Annotated in this window: 21 protein-coding genes and 1 pseudogene; 14 read left to right on the plus strand and 8 right to left on the minus strand. The window is 72.8% G+C overall.

The features are described 5' to 3' along the window. Positions 1 to 128: 128 nt before the first annotated feature. Both ACWCPF_RS36720 and ACWCPF_RS36725 read right to left on the minus strand, forming a co-directional pair. Positions 129 to 569 carry an SPW repeat protein gene (locus ACWCPF_RS36720; protein ID WP_451049462.1) on the minus strand — a complete coding sequence of 147 codons (441 nt, stop codon included), beginning with the start codon at positions 567 to 569 and terminating at the stop codon, positions 129 to 131. A gap of 164 nt (positions 570 to 733) precedes the next feature. Continuing rightward, positions 734 to 1,191 (minus strand): annotated as a pseudogene (locus ACWCPF_RS36725) (hypothetical protein); the annotation flags it as partial. A gap of 90 nt (positions 1,192 to 1,281) precedes the next feature. On the opposite strand from ACWCPF_RS36725, the gene ACWCPF_RS36730 reads away from it, so the two are divergent. Beyond that, on the plus strand, positions 1,282 to 2,070 hold the full coding sequence (locus ACWCPF_RS36730) for an SGNH/GDSL hydrolase family protein (RefSeq protein ID WP_451049463.1): 789 nt from the start codon (positions 1,282 to 1,284) through the stop codon (positions 2,068 to 2,070). Positions 2,071 to 2,106: 36 nt separating this feature from the next. On the opposite strand, the gene ACWCPF_RS36735 is transcribed toward ACWCPF_RS36730, so the two are convergent. Then, the gene (locus ACWCPF_RS36735; RefSeq protein WP_451049464.1) at positions 2,107 to 3,465 is read right to left on the minus strand and encodes a cryptochrome/photolyase family protein; all 1,359 of its coding nucleotides are present in this window, start codon (positions 3,463 to 3,465) and stop codon (positions 2,107 to 2,109) included. A 229-nt stretch (positions 3,466 to 3,694) separates the two neighbouring features. Between ACWCPF_RS36735 and ACWCPF_RS36740 the strand changes: the two genes are divergently transcribed. From ACWCPF_RS36740 to ACWCPF_RS36750, 3 genes are all read left to right on the plus strand, one after another. Continuing rightward, positions 3,695 to 3,772: a putative leader peptide gene (locus ACWCPF_RS36740; RefSeq protein WP_350786652.1), complete on the plus strand. Its 78-nt coding sequence runs from the start codon at positions 3,695 to 3,697 to the stop codon at positions 3,770 to 3,772. A 236-nt stretch (positions 3,773 to 4,008) separates the two neighbouring features. After that, positions 4,009 to 4,563: an NADPH-dependent FMN reductase gene (gene ssuE / locus ACWCPF_RS36745; RefSeq protein ID WP_451049465.1), complete on the plus strand. Its 555-nt coding sequence runs from the start codon at positions 4,009 to 4,011 to the stop codon at positions 4,561 to 4,563. A 33-nt stretch (positions 4,564 to 4,596) separates the two neighbouring features. Beyond that, complete coding sequence (locus ACWCPF_RS36750; protein ID WP_451049466.1) at positions 4,597 to 5,736, plus strand: LLM class flavin-dependent oxidoreductase; 1,140 nt, start codon at positions 4,597 to 4,599, stop codon at positions 5,734 to 5,736. A 138-nt stretch (positions 5,737 to 5,874) separates the two neighbouring features. Here the strand turns inward: ACWCPF_RS36750 and ACWCPF_RS36755 are convergent, their stop codons facing one another. Beyond that, positions 5,875 to 6,915 (minus strand): acyl-CoA dehydrogenase family protein, encoded by a 1,041-nt coding sequence (locus ACWCPF_RS36755; RefSeq protein WP_451049467.1) that lies wholly within the window; start codon positions 6,913 to 6,915, stop codon positions 5,875 to 5,877. A gap of 100 nt (positions 6,916 to 7,015) precedes the next feature. Between ACWCPF_RS36755 and ACWCPF_RS36760 the strand changes: the two genes are divergently transcribed. The 3 genes from ACWCPF_RS36760 to ACWCPF_RS36770 all read left to right on the plus strand — a co-directional run bounded on the left by ACWCPF_RS36760 (position 7,016) and on the right by ACWCPF_RS36770 (position 10,094). Next, positions 7,016 to 7,366, plus strand: coding sequence for a YciI family protein (locus ACWCPF_RS36760; RefSeq protein WP_451049468.1), 351 nt, complete (start codon positions 7,016 to 7,018; stop codon positions 7,364 to 7,366). Positions 7,367 to 7,369: 3 nt separating this feature from the next. Continuing rightward, positions 7,370 to 8,572, plus strand: a complete 1,203-nt coding sequence (locus ACWCPF_RS36765) for an RNA polymerase sigma factor (RefSeq protein ID WP_451049469.1) — start codon at positions 7,370 to 7,372, stop codon at positions 8,570 to 8,572. Positions 8,573 to 8,750: 178 nt separating this feature from the next. Further along, positions 8,751 to 10,094: an aldehyde dehydrogenase family protein gene (locus tag ACWCPF_RS36770; protein ID WP_451049470.1), complete on the plus strand. Its 1,344-nt coding sequence runs from the start codon at positions 8,751 to 8,753 to the stop codon at positions 10,092 to 10,094. 33 nt (positions 10,095 to 10,127) lie between these two features. On the opposite strand, the gene ACWCPF_RS36775 is transcribed toward ACWCPF_RS36770, so the two are convergent. Further along, the gene (locus ACWCPF_RS36775; protein ID WP_451049471.1) at positions 10,128 to 10,598 is read right to left on the minus strand and encodes a pyridoxamine 5'-phosphate oxidase family protein; all 471 of its coding nucleotides are present in this window, start codon (positions 10,596 to 10,598) and stop codon (positions 10,128 to 10,130) included. Between the two features lie 353 nt (positions 10,599 to 10,951). Between ACWCPF_RS36775 and ACWCPF_RS36780 the strand changes: the two genes are divergently transcribed. Both ACWCPF_RS36780 and ACWCPF_RS36785 read left to right on the plus strand, forming a co-directional pair. Beyond that, entirely contained in the window at positions 10,952 to 11,344 is a 393-nt protein-coding gene (locus ACWCPF_RS36780; RefSeq protein WP_451049472.1) for a VOC family protein, read from the plus strand. Positions 11,345 to 11,425: 81 nt separating this feature from the next. Then, positions 11,426 to 12,496 (plus strand): adenosine deaminase, encoded by a 1,071-nt coding sequence (locus tag ACWCPF_RS36785; RefSeq protein WP_451049473.1) that lies wholly within the window; start codon positions 11,426 to 11,428, stop codon positions 12,494 to 12,496. Here the strand turns inward: ACWCPF_RS36785 and ACWCPF_RS36790 are convergent. Both ACWCPF_RS36790 and ACWCPF_RS36795 read right to left on the minus strand, forming a co-directional pair. Then, positions 12,478 to 12,993, minus strand: coding sequence for a mycothiol transferase (locus tag ACWCPF_RS36790; RefSeq protein ID WP_451049474.1), 516 nt, complete (start codon positions 12,991 to 12,993; stop codon positions 12,478 to 12,480). The genes ACWCPF_RS36785 and ACWCPF_RS36790 overlap by 19 nt on opposite strands. A gap of 25 nt (positions 12,994 to 13,018) precedes the next feature. Beyond that, the gene (locus tag ACWCPF_RS36795) at positions 13,019 to 13,900 is read right to left on the minus strand and encodes a LysR substrate-binding domain-containing protein (RefSeq protein WP_451049475.1); all 882 of its coding nucleotides are present in this window, start codon (positions 13,898 to 13,900) and stop codon (positions 13,019 to 13,021) included. A 108-nt stretch (positions 13,901 to 14,008) separates the two neighbouring features. Here ACWCPF_RS36795 and mgrA point away from each other — a divergent pair, with 108 nt between their 5' ends. The 5 genes from mgrA to ACWCPF_RS36820 all read left to right on the plus strand — a co-directional run bounded on the left by mgrA (position 14,009) and on the right by ACWCPF_RS36820 (position 19,835). Next, positions 14,009 to 15,004, plus strand: a complete 996-nt coding sequence (gene mgrA, locus ACWCPF_RS36800; protein ID WP_451049476.1) for an L-glyceraldehyde 3-phosphate reductase — start codon at positions 14,009 to 14,011, stop codon at positions 15,002 to 15,004. Between the two features lie 402 nt (positions 15,005 to 15,406). Continuing rightward, positions 15,407 to 15,817, plus strand: a complete 411-nt coding sequence (locus ACWCPF_RS36805) for a hypothetical protein (protein WP_451049477.1) — start codon at positions 15,407 to 15,409, stop codon at positions 15,815 to 15,817. A 58-nt stretch (positions 15,818 to 15,875) separates the two neighbouring features. Beyond that, positions 15,876 to 18,218, plus strand: coding sequence for an FHA domain-containing protein (locus ACWCPF_RS36810; protein WP_451049478.1), 2,343 nt, complete (start codon positions 15,876 to 15,878; stop codon positions 18,216 to 18,218). Positions 18,219 to 18,228: 10 nt separating this feature from the next. Further along, a complete protein-coding gene (locus ACWCPF_RS36815) occupies positions 18,229 to 18,855 on the plus strand; it encodes a hypothetical protein (RefSeq protein WP_451049479.1) in 627 nt (208 codons plus the stop codon). Continuing rightward, positions 18,855 to 19,835, plus strand: a complete 981-nt coding sequence (locus tag ACWCPF_RS36820) for a serine/threonine-protein kinase (protein WP_451049480.1) — start codon at positions 18,855 to 18,857, stop codon at positions 19,833 to 19,835. Before ACWCPF_RS36815 ends, ACWCPF_RS36820 begins: the two co-directional genes overlap by 1 nt. 24 nt (positions 19,836 to 19,859) lie before the next feature. Here ACWCPF_RS36820 and ACWCPF_RS36825 read toward each other — a convergent pair whose 3' ends face one another. Then, positions 19,860 to 21,125 (minus strand): streptophobe family protein, encoded by a 1,266-nt coding sequence (locus ACWCPF_RS36825; protein ID WP_451049481.1) that lies wholly within the window; start codon positions 21,123 to 21,125, stop codon positions 19,860 to 19,862. Positions 21,126 to 21,237: the final 112 nt, after the last annotated feature.

A 21,237-nucleotide genomic window follows, 5' to 3' on the forward strand; every position in this document is an offset into this window, starting at 1 on the left:
AAGCGATACTCACCCTCCAGGAAGCGAACGCCTCCGGACTTCAGCAACGGCATGCCGCGCCAGTCCCCAGCGCCCAGCGGCCCGTGCGGGCCGGCCCGGCCGTCTTTCCGGGTGACGGGAGAGGGAGGCTAGGGCTTCGGCGTGCTCTTCGCCGCCGTGGCCGTGCACATCAGCCCCAGGACCAGGGCGAGGGCGCCGATGATGATGTTGTTGACCGCGACACCGGCGTCCGGGCTGTCGCCGACGACCCACGGTGCGATGATCATCCAGATGCCCGCCGCGCACATGGCCCAGCTGAGGCCGTACATCCGGGCGGGAGCCGCGGTGAATCCGAGGCCCAGCAGGCCGATCGCGATGCCCACGATCAGGTTGTGGGTCACGAGCGCGGGCTGGCTGACGGTGTAGTGGAGAATCCATGGGGACACGGCGCAGTACAGACCGAGCAGGAACACCGGTCCGTCCACGAGCGCCACATCACGGCCGCCGAGCATGCGGGCGTACCGCGCCTGCATCTCGGAGACATCGGGGTGCGTCGACATGTCACCTCTGGTGGGCGAGACGTTGGCCATGATTCGTCTCCTTTGGCTTTCAGGGCCCGACCGCTTCGGTGCGGTGTGCGGTAAGTGCCGCGCCTGTTCATTCTGCGCTTATTTGGCCTTTATGTGTAGAGGTGAGGCGCACCCGCACCGGCGGTTCAGCCCAGTTTCTCCAGCAGCTCGACGGCGAGCGGGGCGACTCGATAGCCCGCGAACGCGTTGCCGCCGTCCTCCCGCACGGCGGCCAGGAGCGCGGCCGGGCCGTGGCAGACGACGCCCAGCGGCTTGCCCGAGTCGAGGGCGTCCACGAGGAGCCGGCCCGGCCCGGATCGACGGCCGGATCCTCCATCGGGCCGTGCCCGCCGGGGTAGAAGACGGCCGCGTAGTCGCCGAGGTCCACGTCCTCCAGACGGATCGGCTCGCGCAGCCCGCTCATCGCGGCGAGCGTGGCGGCGATCCGGTCGGCGCCCTCCTGCCCGCCGTTCAGCTCGGCGGCGAGGCTGCCCTTGTCCACCGTCGGGACGACGCCGCCGGGCGTGGCGACGGCGATCTCGTGATCGAACGCAGGCCGTGCGGGGCGAGGGAATCCAAGTGGGGTGCGAGTCCCCCCGGGAATATCGGCCACTCGTCGGCGCGGTCGGGCGCTCTTGGGCACCTATCTGTATAGCCAAAAAAGTGAGTAGGCTGTTGCCGCTGGTTCCATATCCGCGTCCACGTACCGCACTGCACCGCACGGGGGCTGCTCATGTCCGGCACGGAAATCCACTACACGCGCTACGTGGCCCTCGGCGACAGTCAGACCGAGGGACTCGGCGACGGCGACGACAGCACCGGCCTGCGCGGCTGGGCCGACCGGCTCGCCACCCGCCTCGCCGACCACAACCCCGGCCTGCGGTACGCCAACCTCGCCGTCCGCGGCCGACTGGCGGGACAGGTGCACGCCGAGCAGCTCGGCCCGGCGCTCGCGCTGCGCCCCGACCTGGCCACCGTCGTCGCCGGGGTCAACGACCTGCTGCGCCCCCGCTTCGACGCCGACGACGTCGCCGGCCACCTGGAGGCCACGTTCGCCGCACTCACCGGACAGGGCGCCCGCGTCGCCACCGTCACCTTCCCGGACCCCACCCGGCTGATCCCGCTCGCTCGGCCCCTCGCCCCGCGGGTCCTCGCCCTGAACGCCCGTATCCGGGAGGCGGCCCGGCGGCACGACGTGGTCGTCGCCGACGCCGGCCGGCACCCCGTGGTCACCGACCCGCGGCTGTGGAGCCCGGACCGGCTGCACGCCTCCCCGCTCGGTCACGAACGGATCGCCGCCGCCGTCGCCCACGCCCTCGGCCTGCCGGGCAGCGACGACTCCTGGACCCATCCGCTGCCGGCCCCGCCGCACCCCGTCCGGTCCGGTCTGCGGGCCGGACCGGGCGAACTGCGCTGGATCGCCGGATTCCTGGGCCCCTGGGTCGGCCGACGCCTGCGCGGCCGCTCCTCCGGCGACGGCCGCCCCGCGAAACGACCCGCGCTCCTGCCCGTGCACGAGTGACCCCGGCGCGTCGGCCGGCCGGGCGGGCGGAATTCGTCAGGGCACGAGCCCCCGCCCCCGCCTGAAGCGTGCGAGTCCGTCGGAGAGGTCGACGATCCGGTCCGGGTAGCCGGCCGCCGCCGCTCGGTCCGGGTCACGCAGTCTCCACGGCTCGTGCACCGCCCCGCCCGCGATCCCCGCCAACTCCGGCACCCAGCGCCGGACATACGCCCCGTCCGGGTCGTAGCGCCGCGCCTGGACGACGGGGTTGAGCACCCGGTTGGGCCGGGAATCGGTGCCGGTGCCCGCCGACCACTGCCAGTTGAGCTGGTTGTTGGCCACATCCCCGTCGACCAGCAGGTCCAGGAAGTGCCGGGCGCCGATCCGCCAGTCGACGTACAGCGTCTTGGTGAGGAAGCTCGCGGTCAGCAGCCGGCCCCGGTTGTGCATCCAGCCCTCCTCGCGCAACTGCCGCATCGCCGCGTCCACGACCGGATAGCCGGTACGGCCCTCCCGCCACGCCTCGATGTCCGCGCCCGCCGTCCGCTCCGTACGCCAACGGTCCTGCCGGGGGCGGTAGTCGGCGACCGCCGCGTCCGGCCGTACGGCCAGCACCTGGCGGTGGAAGTCGCGCCACGCGAGCTGCCGTACGAAGGCCTCGGCGCCCGGCCCGCCCGCCCTCCGCGCCCGGTGCACGAGCTCGACGGGGGAGAGGGTGCCGAAGTGCAGATGGGGCGAGAGCCGGGAGGTCGCGTCGCCGGCCAGGTCGTCGTGCCGGTCCGCGTAGCCTTCGACGCCGTCGCGCAGCCAGGCGGCGAGCCGCGCCCGGCCCTCGGTCTCCCCGCCCGGCGCCGGACCCCGGTGCGAGGGCAGCGGCTCGGAGGCGATCTCCTCGGGCACCGGCACGGTCCGGGGCGCGCCGAGCGCATCGCGCAGCGGCTGCCGCGACCAGTGCCGGAAGTACGGCGTGAACACGGCGAAGTGATCCGACGCGGCCGGAGTCAGGGCCCCGGGCGCGACCGCCGTCGTCACCGTGTCGTGCACGTGCAGGCGTACGCCCGCCGCCTCCAGCGCACGCCGCAACCGCTCCTCACGGCGCTGCGCGAACGCGCTCACATCGGCCGACATGTGCACCTCGCCGGCGCCCGTCTCGGCGGCCGCCCGGCACACCTCCTCCACCAGGTCCCCGGAGCGGACCACGAGCCGCCCGCCCCGCGCCCGCAGCCCCGCGTCGAGATCCCGCAGACAGTCGGCGAGGAACCCCAGCCGGTTGGGCGCGGCGAACCCGGCCCCGGCCACGGCCCGGTCGCGCACGAACAGCGGCACCGTCCGCCGGGCTCCGGCGAGGGCGGCCCGCAGCGGCGGATGGTCGTGCAGGCGCAGATCAGCGGTGAACAGGACGAGCGAGACGTTCATGGTCGCCGATGATGACCCACGGCGGGCGCTGGACGCGGACGCCGCGCACAGGCCTGGCCGAGCGGCCCGAACACGATCGCGCCGATCCCGGGCGGGCCCACTTCTGACGACAGTTGTCCGTCACGCGGCCGAGGTATTTCCCGACCCGATGCAACGGTCCGCGATCCGAGATCGCCGGGGATTTCCTTGACTGCCGTCGGCGACGGCTGCCACGATCAAAGACATGATGATGCGACTGGACCTCACGCGGCGACGCCATGTCGACCTCGCGCGCGTCTCCAGCGCCTCCTGTTGCGCCGCGGCCTGATCCGTTCCGAGATCCGCCGCGCTTTTCCGTTTCCTGTCTGATTCCCGCCTGATCGCCACCTGAATTCGCCGCGTCCGCACGCCTTTTGGCATTCGTGCCTCCCCGCGTCGACGCGCGCCCTGAAATCGGTGTGCCCGAAAACATTCCGCAACAGGACTGCACTGCACCACAGCGCATCGCGCGAGACAACACCGCACTGCACTGACTGCATCGCATCGCATCGTGAAAGAGGACCCATGGCCACCGTCCTGTCCGTCTCCGGCAGCCCCTCCGCCTTCTCCCGTACCGGCCGGCTGCTCCGCCACCTCGACCAGCGGCTCGCCGCCCAGGGCCACCAGGTGATCCCGCTCGACGTCCGGACCATCCCGGCCGAGGCCCTGCTCGGCGCGGACTTCCGGCACCCGGCGATCGTCGAGGCGACCGAGCTGTTCGCTCGCGCCGACGGCGTCGTCGTGGGCACGCCCGTCTACAAGGCGTCCTACTCCGGTGTCCTCAAGGCGCTCCTCGACCTGCTGCCGCAGTACGCGCTCACCGGAAAGACGGTCCTGCCGTTGGCCACCGGCGGCTCCACCGCCCATGTCCTGGCCATCGACTACGCCCTGCGCCCCGTCCTCAACTCCATGGGCGCGGCCCACATCGTGCAGGGCTGGTTCACCCTCGACAAGGACATCACCGCCCACGAGGACGGCTCCGTCACGGTCGCCGCGGGCGCCACCGAGGCGCTCACCCAGGTCGTCGACCAGTTCTCGGCCGCGCTGGGACGGACGCCGCACCTGGCCGCGGCGAGCTGAACTCCAGCCCCCCACCCCGATCGGAGACCCCGTATGTCTCTCACCTTCCACTGGTTCCTCCCCACCAACGGCGACAGCCGCCATGTCGTCGGAGGCGGTCACGGCACCCCCGCCACCGCCTCCGGGCGCGACCGGCCGCCGACGGTCGGGTATCTGAGCCAGATCGCCCGTGCCGCGGAGGACCTCGGCTTCGTGGGGGCGCTGACTCCGACCGGGGCCTGGTGCGAGGACGCCTGGCTGACCACCGCGATGGTGAGTCAGCACACCGAACGCCTCAAGTTCCTCGTCGCGTTCCGGCCCGGCTCCGTCTCGCCGACGCTCGCCGCGCAGATGGCGTCCACCTTCCAGCGGCACAGCGGCGGACGGCTCCTGCTCAATGTCGTCACCGGCGGGGAGAGCCACGAGCAGCGGGCCTACGGCGACTTCCTGGACAAGGACGACCGCTACCGGCGTACCGGCGAATTCCTGGAGATCGTCCGGGAGTTGTGGCGGGGCGGGACCGTCGACCTGAAGGGTGAGCACCTGCGGGTCGAGGACGCGAAGCTGGCCCGGGTGCCGGATCCGGTGCCCGAGGTGTACTTCGGGGGGTCCTCGCCGATCGCCGGGGAGATCGCCGCGCAGCACGTCGACGTCTACCTCACCTGGGGCGAGCCGCCGGCCCAGGTCGCCGAGAAGATCGCCTGGATCCGGGGGCTCGCGGCGCAGCGAGGACGCACGCTGCGGTTCGGCATCCGGCTGCACGTCATCACCCGGGACAGCTCCGCAGCGGCCTGGGCGGAGGCCGACCGGCTGCTCGCCGGGTTCGACGCGGAGACGGTGAAGTCCGTACAGGCCGGGCTGGCGCGCAGCGAGTCCGAGGGCCAGCAGCGGATGCTCGCGCTGCACGGCGGCGGTCGTGACGGGCTGGAGATCCACCCCAGTCTCTGGGCCGGGATCGGTCTGGTGCGCGGGGGCGCGGGGACCGCGCTGGTGGGGAGCCACGAGGAGGTCGCCGAGCGGATCAAGGAGTACGCGGCGCTGGGCATCGAGGAGTTCGTGCTGTCCGGGTATCCGCATCTGGAGGAGGCGTACTGGTTCGGCGAGGGGGTGCTGCCGCGGCTCGCCGGGGAAGGGGTTTGGGAGCATCCGGCCGGTGAGCAGACGGCGTCGGTGCGGGTGCCGTTCGCCGACTGAGCGCTCCGCCGAGAGTGCCGCGGTGTGCCGTCGTTTCGCTGCGGCGCCATCGTGGCTGGTCGCTCCCCCACTCTCGGCTGCGCTCGAGCGGGGGGACCCCCATCGCGGCGGAGCCGCAAATGTCAGCGCCCCGCGCCCCTAAAAGGCCAGGGCGTCGAGATGTGCCCTTCGGGATCGTGTTGTCTGGCCCTGGACCAGGAGGAACAGGGCTTCTCGCGCCAGGCGTTGGGCCCGGTTCGTCAGGAGCATCGTGCGGCCGCCGCCCGTGACCACCGCCGCCGTGGTCGCCGCCTGCAGCACCTCGAACGCCTGTGTCTTGAGGGCCAGGCGTTCCTCCAGGTGCTCGTGGGGTTGCGCGGTGTCGATCAGCGCGTAGGCCCGGTCGCGGATCTTGACGAGCCGGGTGCGCAGGGGCGTCGCCGTGTCCTCGTCCAACAAGGCCAGGGCGGACTCCGTGACGCCGAAAACCGCCGGGTTGGCGTTCACCGTCCTGAGCCGGTCCGTCGCCGACCAGGTCTCGAACGGGGTATGGAGGGCCACCGCCTCCTCCGGGAGCCACAGGCCGTCCAGCTCCAGGGAGACCGTACGGGCCGCCGTGAGCGCGGCGAGACGCAACGGAGCCGAGGCCCGCAGGCCCGGCTGCTCCCGCGCCTCGGCGAAGGCGAACAGCGCCTCGTCCGCCTCCGTCACCCCGGCGAGCAGCAGCACGTCGTTCAGGCCCCACCCCGTGTACCAGGGCACCGTCCCGTCGAAGCGCCAGCCGCCCCGCTCCCGGGTGGCCCGCACGGGCGTGCGCGGGTGCGCGCGCAGATGCGCGTACGCCACCCCGGACAGCAGCTCGCCGGTGGCCAGCCGGGCCAGCAGCCGCTCGCGCACCGGGCGGTCGCTCTTGACCAGCGTCAGCACCGGCGTGTGGTGCTGGGTCTGCACGAACCAGGTCGCGCAGCAGGCCCCGGCCAGGATCTCCGCCGTCCCGCGCACCACCGCGCCGGGCGCCGCGGCCCCGCCGTACTCATGCGGTGCGTTCAGGCCGAGCAGACCCGAGCGCCTGATCTCCGTCAGATGGCCGACCGGCACCTCCGCCTGGTCGACCTGTTCGGCGTGCGGGGCGAGCAGGTCGTCGGCGAGGCGGCGGGCCCGGTCGAGGAGCGGGTGCGGGTGCGGGTGCGGTGCGGTCATGGGCAAGATTCTTTCCCGATTCCCGGTGTGGGGTGTCGATCCGGGGGACTGCCGTTCGTGTAGGAGGTGACACAGACCGAACGACGCCAAGGAGGACGTCATGCAGCACTACCTGCTCAGCGTGGTCCAGCCCGCGGGCGGCATGCCCCCGCCCCCCGACGAGCTGGCGGAGATCATGCGCCGGGTGACGGCGTTCAACGACGAACTGCGCGCCGCCGGGGTCTGGGTCTTCTCCGGCGGGCTGCACGGACCGGAGACGGCCACCGTGCTGCGTCCCGAGGACGGCGAGGTGCTCATCACCGACGGGCCGTACGCCGAGGGCAAGGAGTACCTCGGCGGCCTCTGTCTGATCCGGGCCGCCGACCTGGACGAGGCCCTGGAGTGGGGCAGGAAGGCCGCTCTGGCCACCACCCTCCCCATCGAGGTGCGCCCCTTCGCCGACACCCACTGAACCGTGCCCGGCACCACCGACGTCGAGGCCGTCTTCCGCGCCGAGTACGGGCGCGCGGTCTCCGTCCTCGTCCGCTTCCTCGGCGACATCGACCTCGCCGAGGAAGCGGTCCAGGACGCCTTCACCACGGCCGTGCGGCGCTGGCCGGAGACCGGGGCGCCGCCGAGCCCGGCCGGCTGGATCATCACCACCGCCCGCAACCGGGCCGTCGACCGGCTGCGCCGCGAGTCCACCCGCAACGCCCGGCAGGCCGAGGCCGCCCTGCTGTACGAGGCCGACCCGCCCGTGGAGGAGGGCCCCGTGCGCGACGACCGGCTCCGGCTGATCTTCACCTGCTGCCACCCCGCACTCGCCCCGCAGGCGCGGGTCGCCCTCACCCTGCGACTCCTCGGCGGCCTCGGCACCGCACAGATCGCCCGCGCCTTCCTCGTGCCCGAGCCGACCATGGCGCAGCGCCTGGTCCGTGCCAAGGCGAAGATCCGCGACGCGCGCATCCCCTACCGCGTGCCGCGCGACGCCGATCTGCCCGACCGGCTGAAGGGGGTGCTCGCCGTCGTCTACCTGATCTTCAACGAGGGGTACGGGGGCGATCCGGGCCTGTGCGCGGAGGCCGTGCGCCTCGGCCGGCTCCTCACCGAGCTGATGCCGGACGAGCCCGAGGCCACCGGGCTGCTGGCGCTGATGCTGCTGGTCGAGTCCCGCCGGGCCGCACGTGAGACGGCCGACGGCACGCTCGTGCCGCTGCCCGACCAGGACCGCGACCGCTGGGACCGGGAACTGGTCGCCGAGGGACAGACGCTCGTCCGGCGCTGCCTGCGCCGCGACCGGCCCGGGCCCTACCAGATCCAGGCCGCCGTCCAGGCCGTCCACAGCGACGCGCCGACCGCCGCCGAGACCGACTGGCGGCAGATCCTGAGCCTGTACGACCAGCTCATGGTGGTCGCCCCGAGCCCGGTGGTGGCCCTGAACCGGGCGGTCGCCGTGGCCGAGACCGAGGGGCCGGGGCCGGCCCTGGACCTCGTCGACGCGCTGGACCTCGACGGCTACCACGTCCGGCACGCGGTCCGCGCGGACCTGCTGCGCCGGCTCGGCCGGGTGGGGGAGGCCCTTGAGGCCTACGAGGCGGCCCTCGCGCTGAGCGAGAACCCGGCGGAACGCGCCTTCCTCGAACGGCGAGTGCGCGAACTCGCGCGCCGGGCTCCCTGAGAAACCTCCTGTTGAGAACGCTCCGCGCCCCGGGAATGTATTTTGGTACGTGAAAGGTTGGCATATACACCGAGCTGACCGCTCGCCCCCGGCAGATCCGGCAGATCCGGCAGACCAGAAACCCGGGCCGACCCCGAGAACCCAGGGCCGACAGGCCCGCGCACCCCAGCGAGGCACCGTGACCACCGCCGCCACCCCCGAGCAGCCCGCAGGCCCCGAGCGGCCCGCCGACGTCGTCGCCCGGCTGCGCGCCACCTTCCGCACCGGCCGCACCCAGCCCGTCGCGTGGCGCACGGACCAGTTGCGCCGACTGCGCGAACTGCTCACGAAGGACGGCGCCGAACTGGCCGCAGCCCTCCACGCCGACCTGGGCAAGAGCACCGCCGAGGCCTACCGCACGGAGATCGACTTCACCGTCCGCGAGATCGACCACACCCTCGACCACCTGGACGAGTGGCTGCGCCCCGAGCCCGCCCCGGTCCCGGCCCACCTGGGCGCCGACGCGCGGGCCTGGACCCAGGTCGACCCCCTCGGCGTGGTCCTCGTCATCGCGCCCTGGAACTACCCCGCGCAGCTCCTGCTCGCCCCGCTGGTCGGCGCCCTCGCCGCCGGGAACGCGGTGGTCGTCAAGCCCAGCGAGCTCGCGCCCGCCACCTCCGCCGCCCTGGCCCGGCTGCTCCCGGCCCACCTCGACACCGACGCGATCGCCGTCGTCGAGGGCGGGATCCCGGAGACCACCGCGCTGCTGGCCGAGCGCTTCGACCACATCTTCTACACCGGCAACGGCGCCGTCGGCCGGATCGTCCTGCGCGCCGCCGCCGAGCACCTCACCCCGGTCACCCTCGAACTCGGCGGAAAGTCCCCGGCGTTCGTCGACCGGGACGCCGATCTCGCCGTCGTCGCCGACCGGTTGGCCCGCGGCAAGTTCCTCAACGCCGGGCAGACCTGCGTCGCCCCGGACTACGTCCTCACCGACCCGGCGACGGCCGCCGCCCTCGAACCCCTGCTGGCGCGGGCGGTCGAGGCCGTCTACGGCGCCGACCCGCAGACCTCCGGCGCCTACGGCCGCATTGTCAACGAACGCCACTTCGACCGGCTCGCCGGGCTGCTCGACTCCGGCCGGATCGTGGTCGGCGGGGCCAACGACCGCGCGGACAAGTACATCGCGCCGACCGTCCTCGCCGACGTCGACCCCGCGTCGCCCGTCATGCGGGAGGAGATCTTCGGCCCGATCCTGCCGATCGTGACCGTCGACGGCCTGGACGAGGCGATCGCCTTCATCAACGACCGGGCCAAGCCCCTCGCCCTGTACGTGTTCACCGAGTCCGACGACACGCGTGGCCGCATCGCCGCCGAGACCTCCTCCGGCGGGCTCGGCCTGGGGCTGCCGCTCGCCCATCTCACCGTCTCCGACCTGCCGTTCGGCGGAGTGGGCGAGAGCGGCATGGGCAGCTACCACGGGCGCTACTCCATCGAGACCTTCGGCCACCGCAAGGCGGTGCTGGAGAAGCCGCTGCACTGACGCCCGCCCAGGCCCCGATGCGCCGGACGCCGCTCACCGCGGATCCTGGACGAGCCACACCCCGTCCCGCATCAGGTGCCGCCCCGGCAGTTCCCGCACCTCGCACCAGGCCTGGACCGCCGTCGGCCGCATCCGGAACCAGGCGTACTCCGCGCGCTCCTCGCGCGGATCCCAGCCCGTCTTCGCCAGGAACGCCTCGGCGGCGGCCGGCGGCACGTCCTGCGCCGAGAACGTCTCCGCCGCCGCGTCGATCAGCACCACGTCCCGGGTGTCCCCGAAAGCCAGCCGGGCGCGCCGGCCGTCCCGGAGGTTGCGGCCCGTGGGGTTGGCAGGCCGGGTGGCCAGCCACAGGTGCTCGCCGTCCCAGACGAACCACAGGGCGACGAGGCACGGCAGGCCCTCCCGGTCGGCCGTGGCGACCCAGACGTCCGTCTCCCGTTCCAGCCGTTCCAGGACCTCCCGCCTGCGCCGCTCGGGACTGCGGGGCGGCTCTGTGATCTTCATGTCCCGGACGGTAACGGTAAAGCGGGCCGCCCACCTCGGGCCACGGCCCGACCGCGCCTCGGACCTGCGACCTAGGCGCAGGCGCTCCGCTGGATGTGCCGCGATGTGCCGCGATGGGCCGTCGTTTTGCTGCGGCGCCGTCGTGGCCGGTCGCGCCCGCGCGGCGGAGCCGCTGATGTCAGCGCCCCGCGCCCCTTTGGGGCGCTGCCGCACCGCAGCTGACTTCGCCCCACCCGCTTGGGGCCCTTCCCGGGCACCCGTGCCGCGGTGACTGGCGTGGGGGACGTTTTACGTATAACCTCTTCCGACGATCACCCCTCCCGTACCTTCCGCACGCACCCCGAAAGGCCCCGATGAGTCGCATCGCCCTGGTCACCCTCGTCGTCGACGACTACGACGAGGCGATCCGCTTCTACACCGAGGCGCTCGGCTTCCGGCTCGTCGAGGACGCACCCCGCCCCGACGGCGCCCGCTGGGTCGTCGTCCGGCCGGGGGAGCGTCAGGACGGCGTCGGACTGCTGCTCGCCCGGGCCAAGGGCGAGGCCCAGCGCGCCCGTGTCGGCGACCAGACCGGCGGCCGGGTCGGGTTCTTCCTGCACACCGAGGACTTCGCCGGCGACCACGCCCGCATGCTCGCCGCCGGCGTGACCTTCCTGGAGGAGCCCCGGCATGAGCCGTACGGCTCCGTCGCCGTCTTCCGGGACCTGTACGGCAACCGCTGGGACCTGCTCCAGCCCGCCGACTGAAGACCGCACCGCGCCCGCCGCACCCGCCGCACCACCCCGCCCCGCCTCGCCTCGCCTCGCCTCGCCAAGGAAAGATCCGCCATGACTGCTACGCGCGTAGACATCGACGCCATCCGCCGGCTCCCCAAGGCCGTCCTGCACGACCACCTCGACGGCGGTCTGCGTCCCGCCACCGTCGTCGAGCTGGCGGAAGCGGTCGGCCACACCCTGCCCAGCACCGACCCCGACGCGCTGGCCGCGTGGTACTTCGAGGCGGCCAACTCGGGCGACCTGGTGCGTTACATAGCCACCTTCGAGCACACCCTCGCCGTGCTGCAGACCCGCGAGGGCCTGCTGCGCGCCGCCGAGGAGTACGTCCTCGACCTCGCCGCCGACGGAGTCGTCTACGGCGAGGTGCGCTACGCCCCCGAGCTGAACACCGACGGCGGCCTCACCATGGGCGAGGTCGTCGAGACCGTCCAGGAGGGCCTCGCGGCGGGCATGGCGAAGGCGGCCGCCGCCGGTACCCCCGTCCGGGTCGGCACCCTGCTGTGCGGCATGCGGATGTTCGACCGCGTCCGTGAGGCCGCCGACCTGGCCGTCGCCTTCCGGGACGCCGGCGTCGTCGGCTTCGACATCGCCGGCGCCGAGGACGGCTTCCCGCCCGCCGACCACCTGGCCGCCTTCGAGCACCTGCGCCGCGAGAGCGTGCCGTTCACCATCCACGCGGGCGAGGCCCACGGGCTGCCCAGCATCCACCAGGCACTCCAGGTGTGCGGCGCCCAGCGCATCGGGCACGGCGTGCGCATCACCGAGGACATCGTCGACGGCAAGCTCGGCCGGCTGGCGGGCTGGGTGCGCGACCGCCGGATCGCCCTGGAGATGTGCCCGACCTCCAACCTCCAGACCGGCGCGGCGACCTCCATCGCCGAGCACCCGATCACCGCGCTGAAGGACCTCGGCTTCCGGGTCACCCTCAACACCGACAACCGGCTGGTGTCCGGCACCACCATGACCCGCGAGATGTCGCTGCTGGTCGAGCAGGCGGGCTGGACCGCCGAGGACCTGCGCACGGTCACCGTCAACGCCCTCAAGAGCGCGTTCATCCCGTTCGACGAGCGCGAGGCGCTCATCGAGGACGTCGTCCTGCCGGGTTACGCGCCCGCGCTCTGAAGCAGTCCGCGCACGTACGCGGCCTGTCCGACGTGCTGGAGATCGTCGGACAGGACGCTGACCAGCCGTACGCCCAGCGTGACCGGCGGATCCCAGCGCTCGTCCACGACGCGCTCCAGGTCCGCCGCCGTCAGCGCGCGCAACGCCGTCAGGCTCTGCGCGTGCACCGCGTCGTAGTACCCGGTCAGCAGGCCGCCCTCGGCCACCCGCACCTTCGCCACCTGCGCCGCGCTGTGCCCGTACCCGGTGTCCCGGCGCGGCAGGTCGAGGCCGAACCGCTTCTCCCAGTCCTGGCTCAGCCACACCTGGTCGAGCCCGAAGGCGTCGGCCAGGTGGTCGTCCTGGACCCGGGCGAGGTGCCAGACCAGCCAGGCGATCGAGTTGGCCGAGTCGCCGGGCCGGGCGACCAGGCGGTCGGCGTCCAGGCCCTCGACGGCGGCGTGGACCTCTTCCCGGATGCGGTCGTACCCGTCGATGAGGATGTCCTTCGCGTGCATACGTCCACCATCGCGCAGGGCGCGCTCACCCGCCCGCTGTTTCCAGCAGCCCCATCAGCGCCCGGGCCGCCGGGCTGGTCGCGCGGGCCGGCGGCAGCAGGGCGACCGTCTCGTACCGCGCCGCGCCGACGCCCTTGAGGGCGAGCGCGGTGAGCGCCTCGCGCTTGTGCCGGAAGTGCCGCGGGACGACCGCGACGCCCAGGTTCTCGTCCACCAGGTCCAGCAGACTGTGCACGTCGTTGACCTCCAGGGCGACCGTGCGCCCCACCCCGGCCTCGGCGAACGCGGCGTCGGTGGCGCGGCGCGGGCCCCAGTCCGGGTGGAAGTCGACGAACACCTCGCCGGCCAGGTCCTGCGGAGTGAGCGCCGCCGCCCCGGCGAGGCGGTGGTCGGGATGGCACAGCACGTACATCGGCTCGACCGCCAGCGGCACGCAGCGCAGCTGGTCGGTGTCCGTCTGGGTGCGGTAGGCGAAGGCCAGGTCGAGCCGGCCGGCCGCCACCTCCTCGCCCAGCGCGCCGGAGCCGGTCTGCCGCAGCCGGATCTCCACGTCCGGATGCCGCCGCCGGAACGCCGCGAGCACCCCCGCGACATGCACCCCCGCGATGCACTGCTCGGTGCCCACCGACAGGGTGCCGCGGACCACGCCCTGCACGGCGGCCACCGCCTCGTGGGCCGCCCGCACCTGCGCCAGGACCCGCTCCGCCTCGGCGAGCAGCGCCCGGCCCGCCTCCGTCAGCGTCACCCGCCGGGTGGTCCGCACGAACAGCGGCGCGCGCAGCTCCCGCTCCAGGGCCCTGATCGATGCCGACAGGCCCGACTGGGAGACCATCAGGCGTTCGGCGGCCCGGGTGAAATGCTGGTCCTCGGCGACGGCGACGAAATGCTGGAGGTGGCGCAGTTCCATGATTGAGAAGCGTATCTGCTGAATCTCATCGCATTCTTCTGTTGGACCACTGCCGGGGGCGGCGCGAGAGTGGAGGTCACCTGCTGAAACTGATCTCCTGGAGACGCGTTGTACACCGCACATCCCGACCGCTACGCGGACATGCCCTACCGGCGCACCGGACGCAGCGGCCTGAAGCTCCCCGCGCTGTCGCTCGGACTGTGGCACAACTTCGGCCCCGCGGACCGCACGGTCGAGACCCAGCGGGCGATCCTGCGCCGCGCCTTCGACCTCGGCGTGACCCACTTCGACCTGGCCAACAACTACGGCCCGCCGCCCGGCGCCGCCGAGTCCGCGCTGGGCGAGGCGCTCAAGGCGGACTTCGCGCCCTACCGCGACGAGCTGATCATCTCCACGAAGGCCGGCTATCTGATGTGGCCCGGCCCGTACGGCGAGTGGGGCTCGCGCAAGTACCTGCTGTCCTCGCTGGACCAGAGCCTGACCCGGATGGGCCTCGACTACGTCGACGTCTTCTACTCGCACCGCCCCGACCCGGAGACTCCCCTGGAGGAGACGATGGGCGCCCTGCACTCCGCGGTGCAGCAGGGCAAGGCGCTCTACGTCGGCGTCTCGAACTACTCGGCGGAGCAGACCCGCGAGGCCGCCCGGATCCTCGGTGAGCTGGGCACCCCGCTCCTCATCCACCAGCCGCGCTACTCGATGCTCGACCGCCGCCCGGAGACCGAGGGCCTGCTCGACGCGCTGGACGAGCTCCAGGTCGGCTCGATCGTCTTCTCGCCGCTGGAGCAGGGCCTGCTGACCGGTCGCTACCTGGACGGCATCCCGGAGGACTCGCGCGCGGCGAGCGACAGCCCGTTCCTGAACTCCGAGGAGCTGACCGAGGAGCTCGTCGGCAAGCTGCGCGCCCTCGACGACATCGCCAAGTCCCGCGGTCAGTCCCTCGCCCAGCTCGCCCTGGCCTGGGTGCTGCGCGGTGGCCGGGTGACCTCCGCGCTGGTCGGCGCGAGCAGCGCCCGGCAGATCGAGGACAGCGTCGGCGCCCTGACCAACCTGGACTTCGAGGACGCCGAGCTGGCCCGGATCGACGCGGTGATCAACGGCTGAGGGCCGGGAACGACTCCGCGGCGCGCGTTTCGGCCTTGCGGCGGTCAGCCACGGCGTTTTCGTCACCCACAGTATTCGCGGGTGGGGGCAACCATGCCCGCGCGGAGGCCGTCGATCCTGGTCAGCACCGGGATCGACGGCCTTCGTCGTTCCGGCGCGATCGCCGGGGGAGCGGCCTGCCCGCGCCCGCCGTCCTGGTCGACTTTCCGTCAGGCGACCGCATCACGCCCGGATGCTCGCCGTATTCCGGCCATGAACGTCGGCGAATATGCCAAGAGACTGGCCGGAAATTCATGGTGACACTGTTTCAGTAGTGAACATACTCGAACGTCAAGGCACTTCACTCACAGGAGCCGCACGGAAGCGAGGCGCAACCGACAGGCGAGCACCGGGGGAGAAGACGTGCACGACGAATTCCTGTGCCATGTCACGGCGTACGGCGTCTGTGACGGCCGGCGCATCGGCGTACCGCTCGGCACCTACCGTGCGCCGACGCTGGCACTCGCCCTGTGGTGGCTGCGCGACCGGGCGTCCTGGATGGCCGAACGGCTGGACCCGCAGCCCGAGAGCGAACACTTCCCGCAGGGGGCCCTGGTCCCGGTGGCCGACACCGTGCCCGACGTGCCCGCACTGCTGCGGGCCTGGTGCGCGGACGGGGACCGACAGGAGCTGGTGGCCGACGAGTTGGCGGGCGGCCGGCTCGTGCGGATCGCCGTCGGCGACGAGACCACCGAGTACGAACTGCTCGCCGAGTCCGTCGACGCGCTGCGCATGCAGCGCACCGTTCCGGCCCTCGTCGTCTCCGTCGGCTGACGCCCGGCACGGATCTCTCCGTCGGGCACATAAGGTGATCAATCGATAGAATCAGGGCATGGCGGAGCGTCCGGTCTCCTCGACTGCGCCCGAACTCGTGCTGGAGACCGAGTCGGGTTCCCTGGTGTTGTCCCCGGGCCACGACTACCACGTCGGCCGGGACCCACTCAGCGACGTCGTCATCGACGACACCCGAGTCTCCTGGCATCACGCGGTGCTGCGGCCCGACGGCGACCACTGGACCCTTGAGGACGAACACAGCACCAACGGCACCTACGCCGACGGCCGCCGGATCCGCGAGTGGGGCGTCGGCCCGGGCAGCGTGATCCGCTTCGGCAGTCCCTCCGACGGGCCGTCCGTCTCCCTGTCGGACCGCCGCCCGCCGACTGTGGTGCGGCGCCCGACGGCCGTCTCCATGCCCGCGCTGACGAGCACCTTCAAACAGCCCACCAACGTCCGGCCGATGCCGACGACCACCGTCCGCATCGGCCGCGCCACCGACAACGACCTGGTCGTCGACGACCTCGTCGTCTCGCGCCGGCACGCCGAACTGCGCACCCTGCCCGACGGCGGCCACGAGATCCTCGACCTGGGCAGCCACAACGGCACCTACCTCAACGGCTCGCCCGTCACCCGCGCCCCGCTCGGCCCCGGCGACGTCGTCGGCATCGGCCACTCCGCGTTCTGCCTGGTCGGCGACGAACTCCAGGAGTACGTCGACACCGGCGAGGTCTCCCTCGACGTCCAGGACCTCACCGTCACCGTCGACCGCGGCCGCAAGGTCCTCCTCGACGACGTGTCGTTCCCGGTGGGCGAGAAGTGCCTGCTCGCCGTCGTCGGCCCCAGTGGCGCCGGCAAGTCCACTCTGCTCAACGCCCTCACCGGACAGCGCCCCGCCGACCACGGCACGGTCGTCTACGACGGCCGCGACCTCTACCGCGACTACGCCGAACTGCGCCAGCGCATCGGACTGGTTCCGCAGGACGACATCCTGCACGCCCAGCTGACCGTGCGCGCCGCCCTCTCCTACGCCGCCGAACTGCGCTTCCCGCAGGACACCGCCAAGGCCGAGCGCCGCGAACGGGTCGAGGAGGTCATCCGCGAACTGGGTCTCGAAGAGCGCGCCGCGCAACCCGTGCACAGCCTCTCCGGCGGCCAGCGCAAAAGGGTCAGCGTGGCCCTGGAACTGCTGACCAAGCCGTCGCTGCTCTTCCTCGACGAACCGACCTCCGGCCTCGACCCCGGCATGGACCGCTCCGTGATGCACATGCTGCGCGGCCTCGCCGACGACGGCCGCACGGTCATCGTCGTCACCCACAGCGTCCTCAGCCTGGAAGTGTGCGACCGGCTGCTGGTGCTCGCGCCGGGCGGCAAGGTCGCCTACTTCGGCCCGCCCGAGGACGCCCTCGCCTTCTTCGGCTTCGAGCACTGGCCCGAGGCGTTCGAGGCGTTCGAGGGCGACCACGGCCGGGACTGGGCGGGGGAGTTCCGCGACTCGCCGTTCCAGCGGGAGTACGTCGTCAACTCCAGCGAGCAGCCCCGGCTGCCGCGCACCGGCCCGGTGGTCGTCCTGCCGCCGCCCCGGCCGCGCAGCAGGGGCGCCCAGCTCAGCACCCTGATCCGCCGCTACACGGCCGCGCTCAGCGCCGACCGCACCTTCCTGGCCATCATGATCGCGCTGCCGTTCATCATGGGCGCCATGGACCGCGCCCTGGCGGGCAGCAAACTCGTCCTGGACAGCGCGATGGACGCGCTGCTCATCCTGTGCGTGGGCGGCGTGCTCACCGGCGCCGCCAACGCCGTGCGCGAACTCGTCAAGGAACGCGTGATCTACCAGCGGGAACGGGCCGTCGGCCTGTCCAGATCGGCGTACCTGATGTCCAAGGTCGTCGTGCTGGGCACGGTCACCGTCGTCCAGGCGGTGGTGCTGACGCTCGTCGCCCTGCTCGGCGTCGACCTCAACGCGCCCGGCGGAAAAGGCGTGTTGATGCCACCGCTGCTGGAGATCACCGTGGCCGTCGCCATGCTCTCCTTCGCCGCCATGATGCTCGGCCTCCTCGTCTCCGCGCTCGTGAGCAAGGAGGAGGTGACGATGCCGCTGCTGGTGCTGCTCGCCGTCGTCCAGGTGGTCTTCTGCGGCGCGCTGCTGAAGCTGGACGGCAAACCCGTCCTGGAGCAGCTGGCCTATCTCGTGCCCGCGCGCTGGGCGTTCGGCGCGATGGCCGGCACCATCGAGCTGGCCCGGATCGTGCCCGGCGCCAAGACCGCCGACCCGCTGTTCGAACACTCGGCGGGGGTGTGGCTGCTCAACATGGGCATGCTCGTCGTGCTCTCGGTGGCCTTCGGATTCGCCGTCTCCCGGCTGCTGCGCCGGCACGAGCCCGTCGTGATGCGGAAGTAGGGGGCGGCCGATGACGACTCCCGGATTCCGTCCCACCCACGTCGTCCCCCAGCACGGCATGCCCGCCTGGGAGGCCCCCGACCCGACCCGGCCCACCGTGCCGCTCGACGCGCTGCTGCCGGTCCGGCTCACCGAGCGGCGCGGCGACTGGGGGCATGTGCTGTGCTCCAACGGCTGGTCGGCCTGGGTGGACGGCCGCTTCCTGATCGCCGTCCCCCAGGACCCGCCCCGCTCCGACGACCCCCTCGCGACCTCCGCCGACCCGCGCCCCCTCCTCGGCCGCGCCGAACAGTCCCTCGCCCGCTACCGGGCGGCGGTGGAGGAGCTGGCCGACGGCGGCCTGGACGGCGAGTCCTTCCGCCGCCGCACCCACGGCCTGCGGATCGGGGTGGTCGTCGAGGGCGAGGACATGTGGCTGTACGACTCCGCCCGCAGGCGCTGGGTGTACGGCGACGGCACCCGCCTCAGCACCTACGCCACCGACCGGGCGCTCGACGTCGGCGACGCGTTCGCGGCGCCGGACGCGACCGCCGCGACCGCCGAGACCGCCGAGACCGCCGAGAACGACGCCACCGACGTGCTCGACGACCAGTCGCACGCCCCCACCCGGATCGTCCACCCCGACCGGGAACCCTGATGTCGCACGGCACGAGCCCGTTCGCCGGCCGGCCCTCCGAACTGGTGGGCCGCCAGGTCGCCGGCTACCGCATCGAGCGCGAGATCGGACGCGGGGGGATGGCCGTCGTCTACCGCGCCCGTGACCTGCGCCTGGACCGGACGGTCGCGCTCAAACTGCTCGCCCCGGAACTGGCCCGCAACGACACCTTCCGCAAGCGTTTCACCCATGAGTCACGGGTGGCCGCGGCGATCGACCACCCGCACATCGTGCCCGTGTTCGAGGCCGACGAGACCGACGGCGTGCTGTACATCGCCATGCGGTACGTCGAGGGGAGCGACCTGCGCCATCTCCTCGACCGCGAGGGCCCGTTGCCGCTGGCGACGGCCGTCCGGATCGCCGCGCAGGTCGCCTCCGCGCTGGACGCCGCGCACGACCACGGGCTGGTCCACCGTGACGTCAAGCCCGGCAACATCCTGGTGTCCCGGGGCACCGACAGCGACCATCCCGAGCATGTCTACCTCACCGACTTCGGCCTGACGAAGAAGTCGCTGTCGCTGACCGGATTCACCACGGTCGGCCAGTTCGTCGGCACCCTCGACTACGTCGCCCCCGAGCAGATCTCGGGCCGGCCCGTCGACGGCCGCTGCGACGTCTACGGACTCGCCTGCGTGGTCTACGAGTGCCTCGCGGCCCGCCCGCCCTATCTCCGCGACGACGACATGGCCCTGCTCTGGGCCCACCAGAACGCCGACCCGACCCCCCTGACGGAGGTGCGCCCCGACCTGCCCCGGGAGGTCGACGGGGTGTTCGCGCGGGCCCTCGCCAAGAACCCCGAGTCCCGCCACCCCACCTGCGCCGCCTTCGTCGCGGAACTGAGGTCCACGGAGACCGGCGGCCATCGCACGCCCCGCCCCCCGACGGAACCGGCCGATCCGTGGGGCCCAGCCCCCCGACCCCCGAGCTGGGCCCGCCCGGTCCTCGACCCGCGTCAGCCCTGAACCGACGTCAGCCCTGAACCACCGTCAAGGCGAGGGCGTCTCGCCGCGGCGGTGCACCGGTCGGGCCGCCAGGGCGCCCAGGAACCCGGTGACCAGGCCCCACAGCGCGGCCAGGCCGAGGGCGGGCCAGATGTCCGGGTGCAGGAACAGATCGCCGGACAGGCCCGAGACGTCGTTGATGCCGAGCACGGTCAGGCCGTAATGCGCGGTGATCCGGCCGATCAGACAGAGCATCAGCACGGTGAGCACCAGCGCCAGCGCCATGTGCAGGGCGTGCTGCCAGGCCCGCATCCGGGCCGGCGAACGGGCCGCCATCACGAACGCCGCCCCGAGCAGCAGCACCGCGTCCACCACCACCAGCCACCACACCCGGCCGTCGTACTCGGCCATGCTGCTCAGATTGAGCGCGGCCGTGTCGTCGCTGCGCAGCACCTGGTCCAGCACCTGCGGCATGGGCAGCCCGAACGGGCCCTCCACACGCCCGTTCCAGGTGGCCCCCAGACCGAGGGTGAACACCAGCCACACCAGGTTGGGCAGGCCCAGCAGGATCACCGCGAAGGTCTCCCGTGGCCGGCCGCGGGTCGCCGCCACGACCAGGGCGATGACCAGCCCCAGGGCCACGCACGCGAGCAGCAGCACGACCATCGCGTGGGCGGCCGGACGCACCGACTCCTGGAAGCGCAGCAGCCGGGCCGGCAGCGGAGCCCCGGGCGACACGAGCAGCGCCAGCGCCAGCACGGCGGCCAGCCACAGCAGCCCGACCAGAAGGGTGAGCGGCACATCCGTGGTGAACCCGACCTTCGGGCGGACGCCGAACAGGTCCCCGAGCTCGCTCAGCGTGTCGTCGCCGAGGTCGAGGGTGAAGGTCTTGCGGGCGGCGAGCGCCAGGCCCAGCAGGCCGAGCAGCCACACCACGGCGATCCGCAGGGCCCAGCCCGCCAGCTCCGGGGCCCCGGCGACCGCCCGGTGCCGCAGCGGCCGCAGGAATCCCGCGCCGACGACGAGCGCCCCGACGAGGGTCACGGACAGCGGAGTCACCGTCAGCCCGGCCTGTGTACCGGCGAGTCCACCGGCGCTGCCCGAGAGCTCGACCGTGCCGCCCACGGCCGTGACCACCGTCGCCGCGACCACCTGGGGGAACGCGCCCTGGGGCAGATCCGAGGCGCCCGCCGCCCACAGCCCCAGCACGGCCATGACCACCATGGCGATCAGCCCGGCGAGTGCCACGGCGACCGCCTGGACCCACCCGTGGCGGGATACTGCCTGGTCATGCAGGGTGCGCACGCTCACCCTGTCCACGCTAAGCAGCCCCGGGAGCGCGCGCCTGTCGGGTGGGCCGTCCGCGTCCGGCTTGCGAGCGGCGCCCGACCGGAGCACACAATGGGTTGATTGTGGAAGAAAG

It is taken from the genome of Streptomyces sp. NPDC001858, assembly GCF_053594615.1.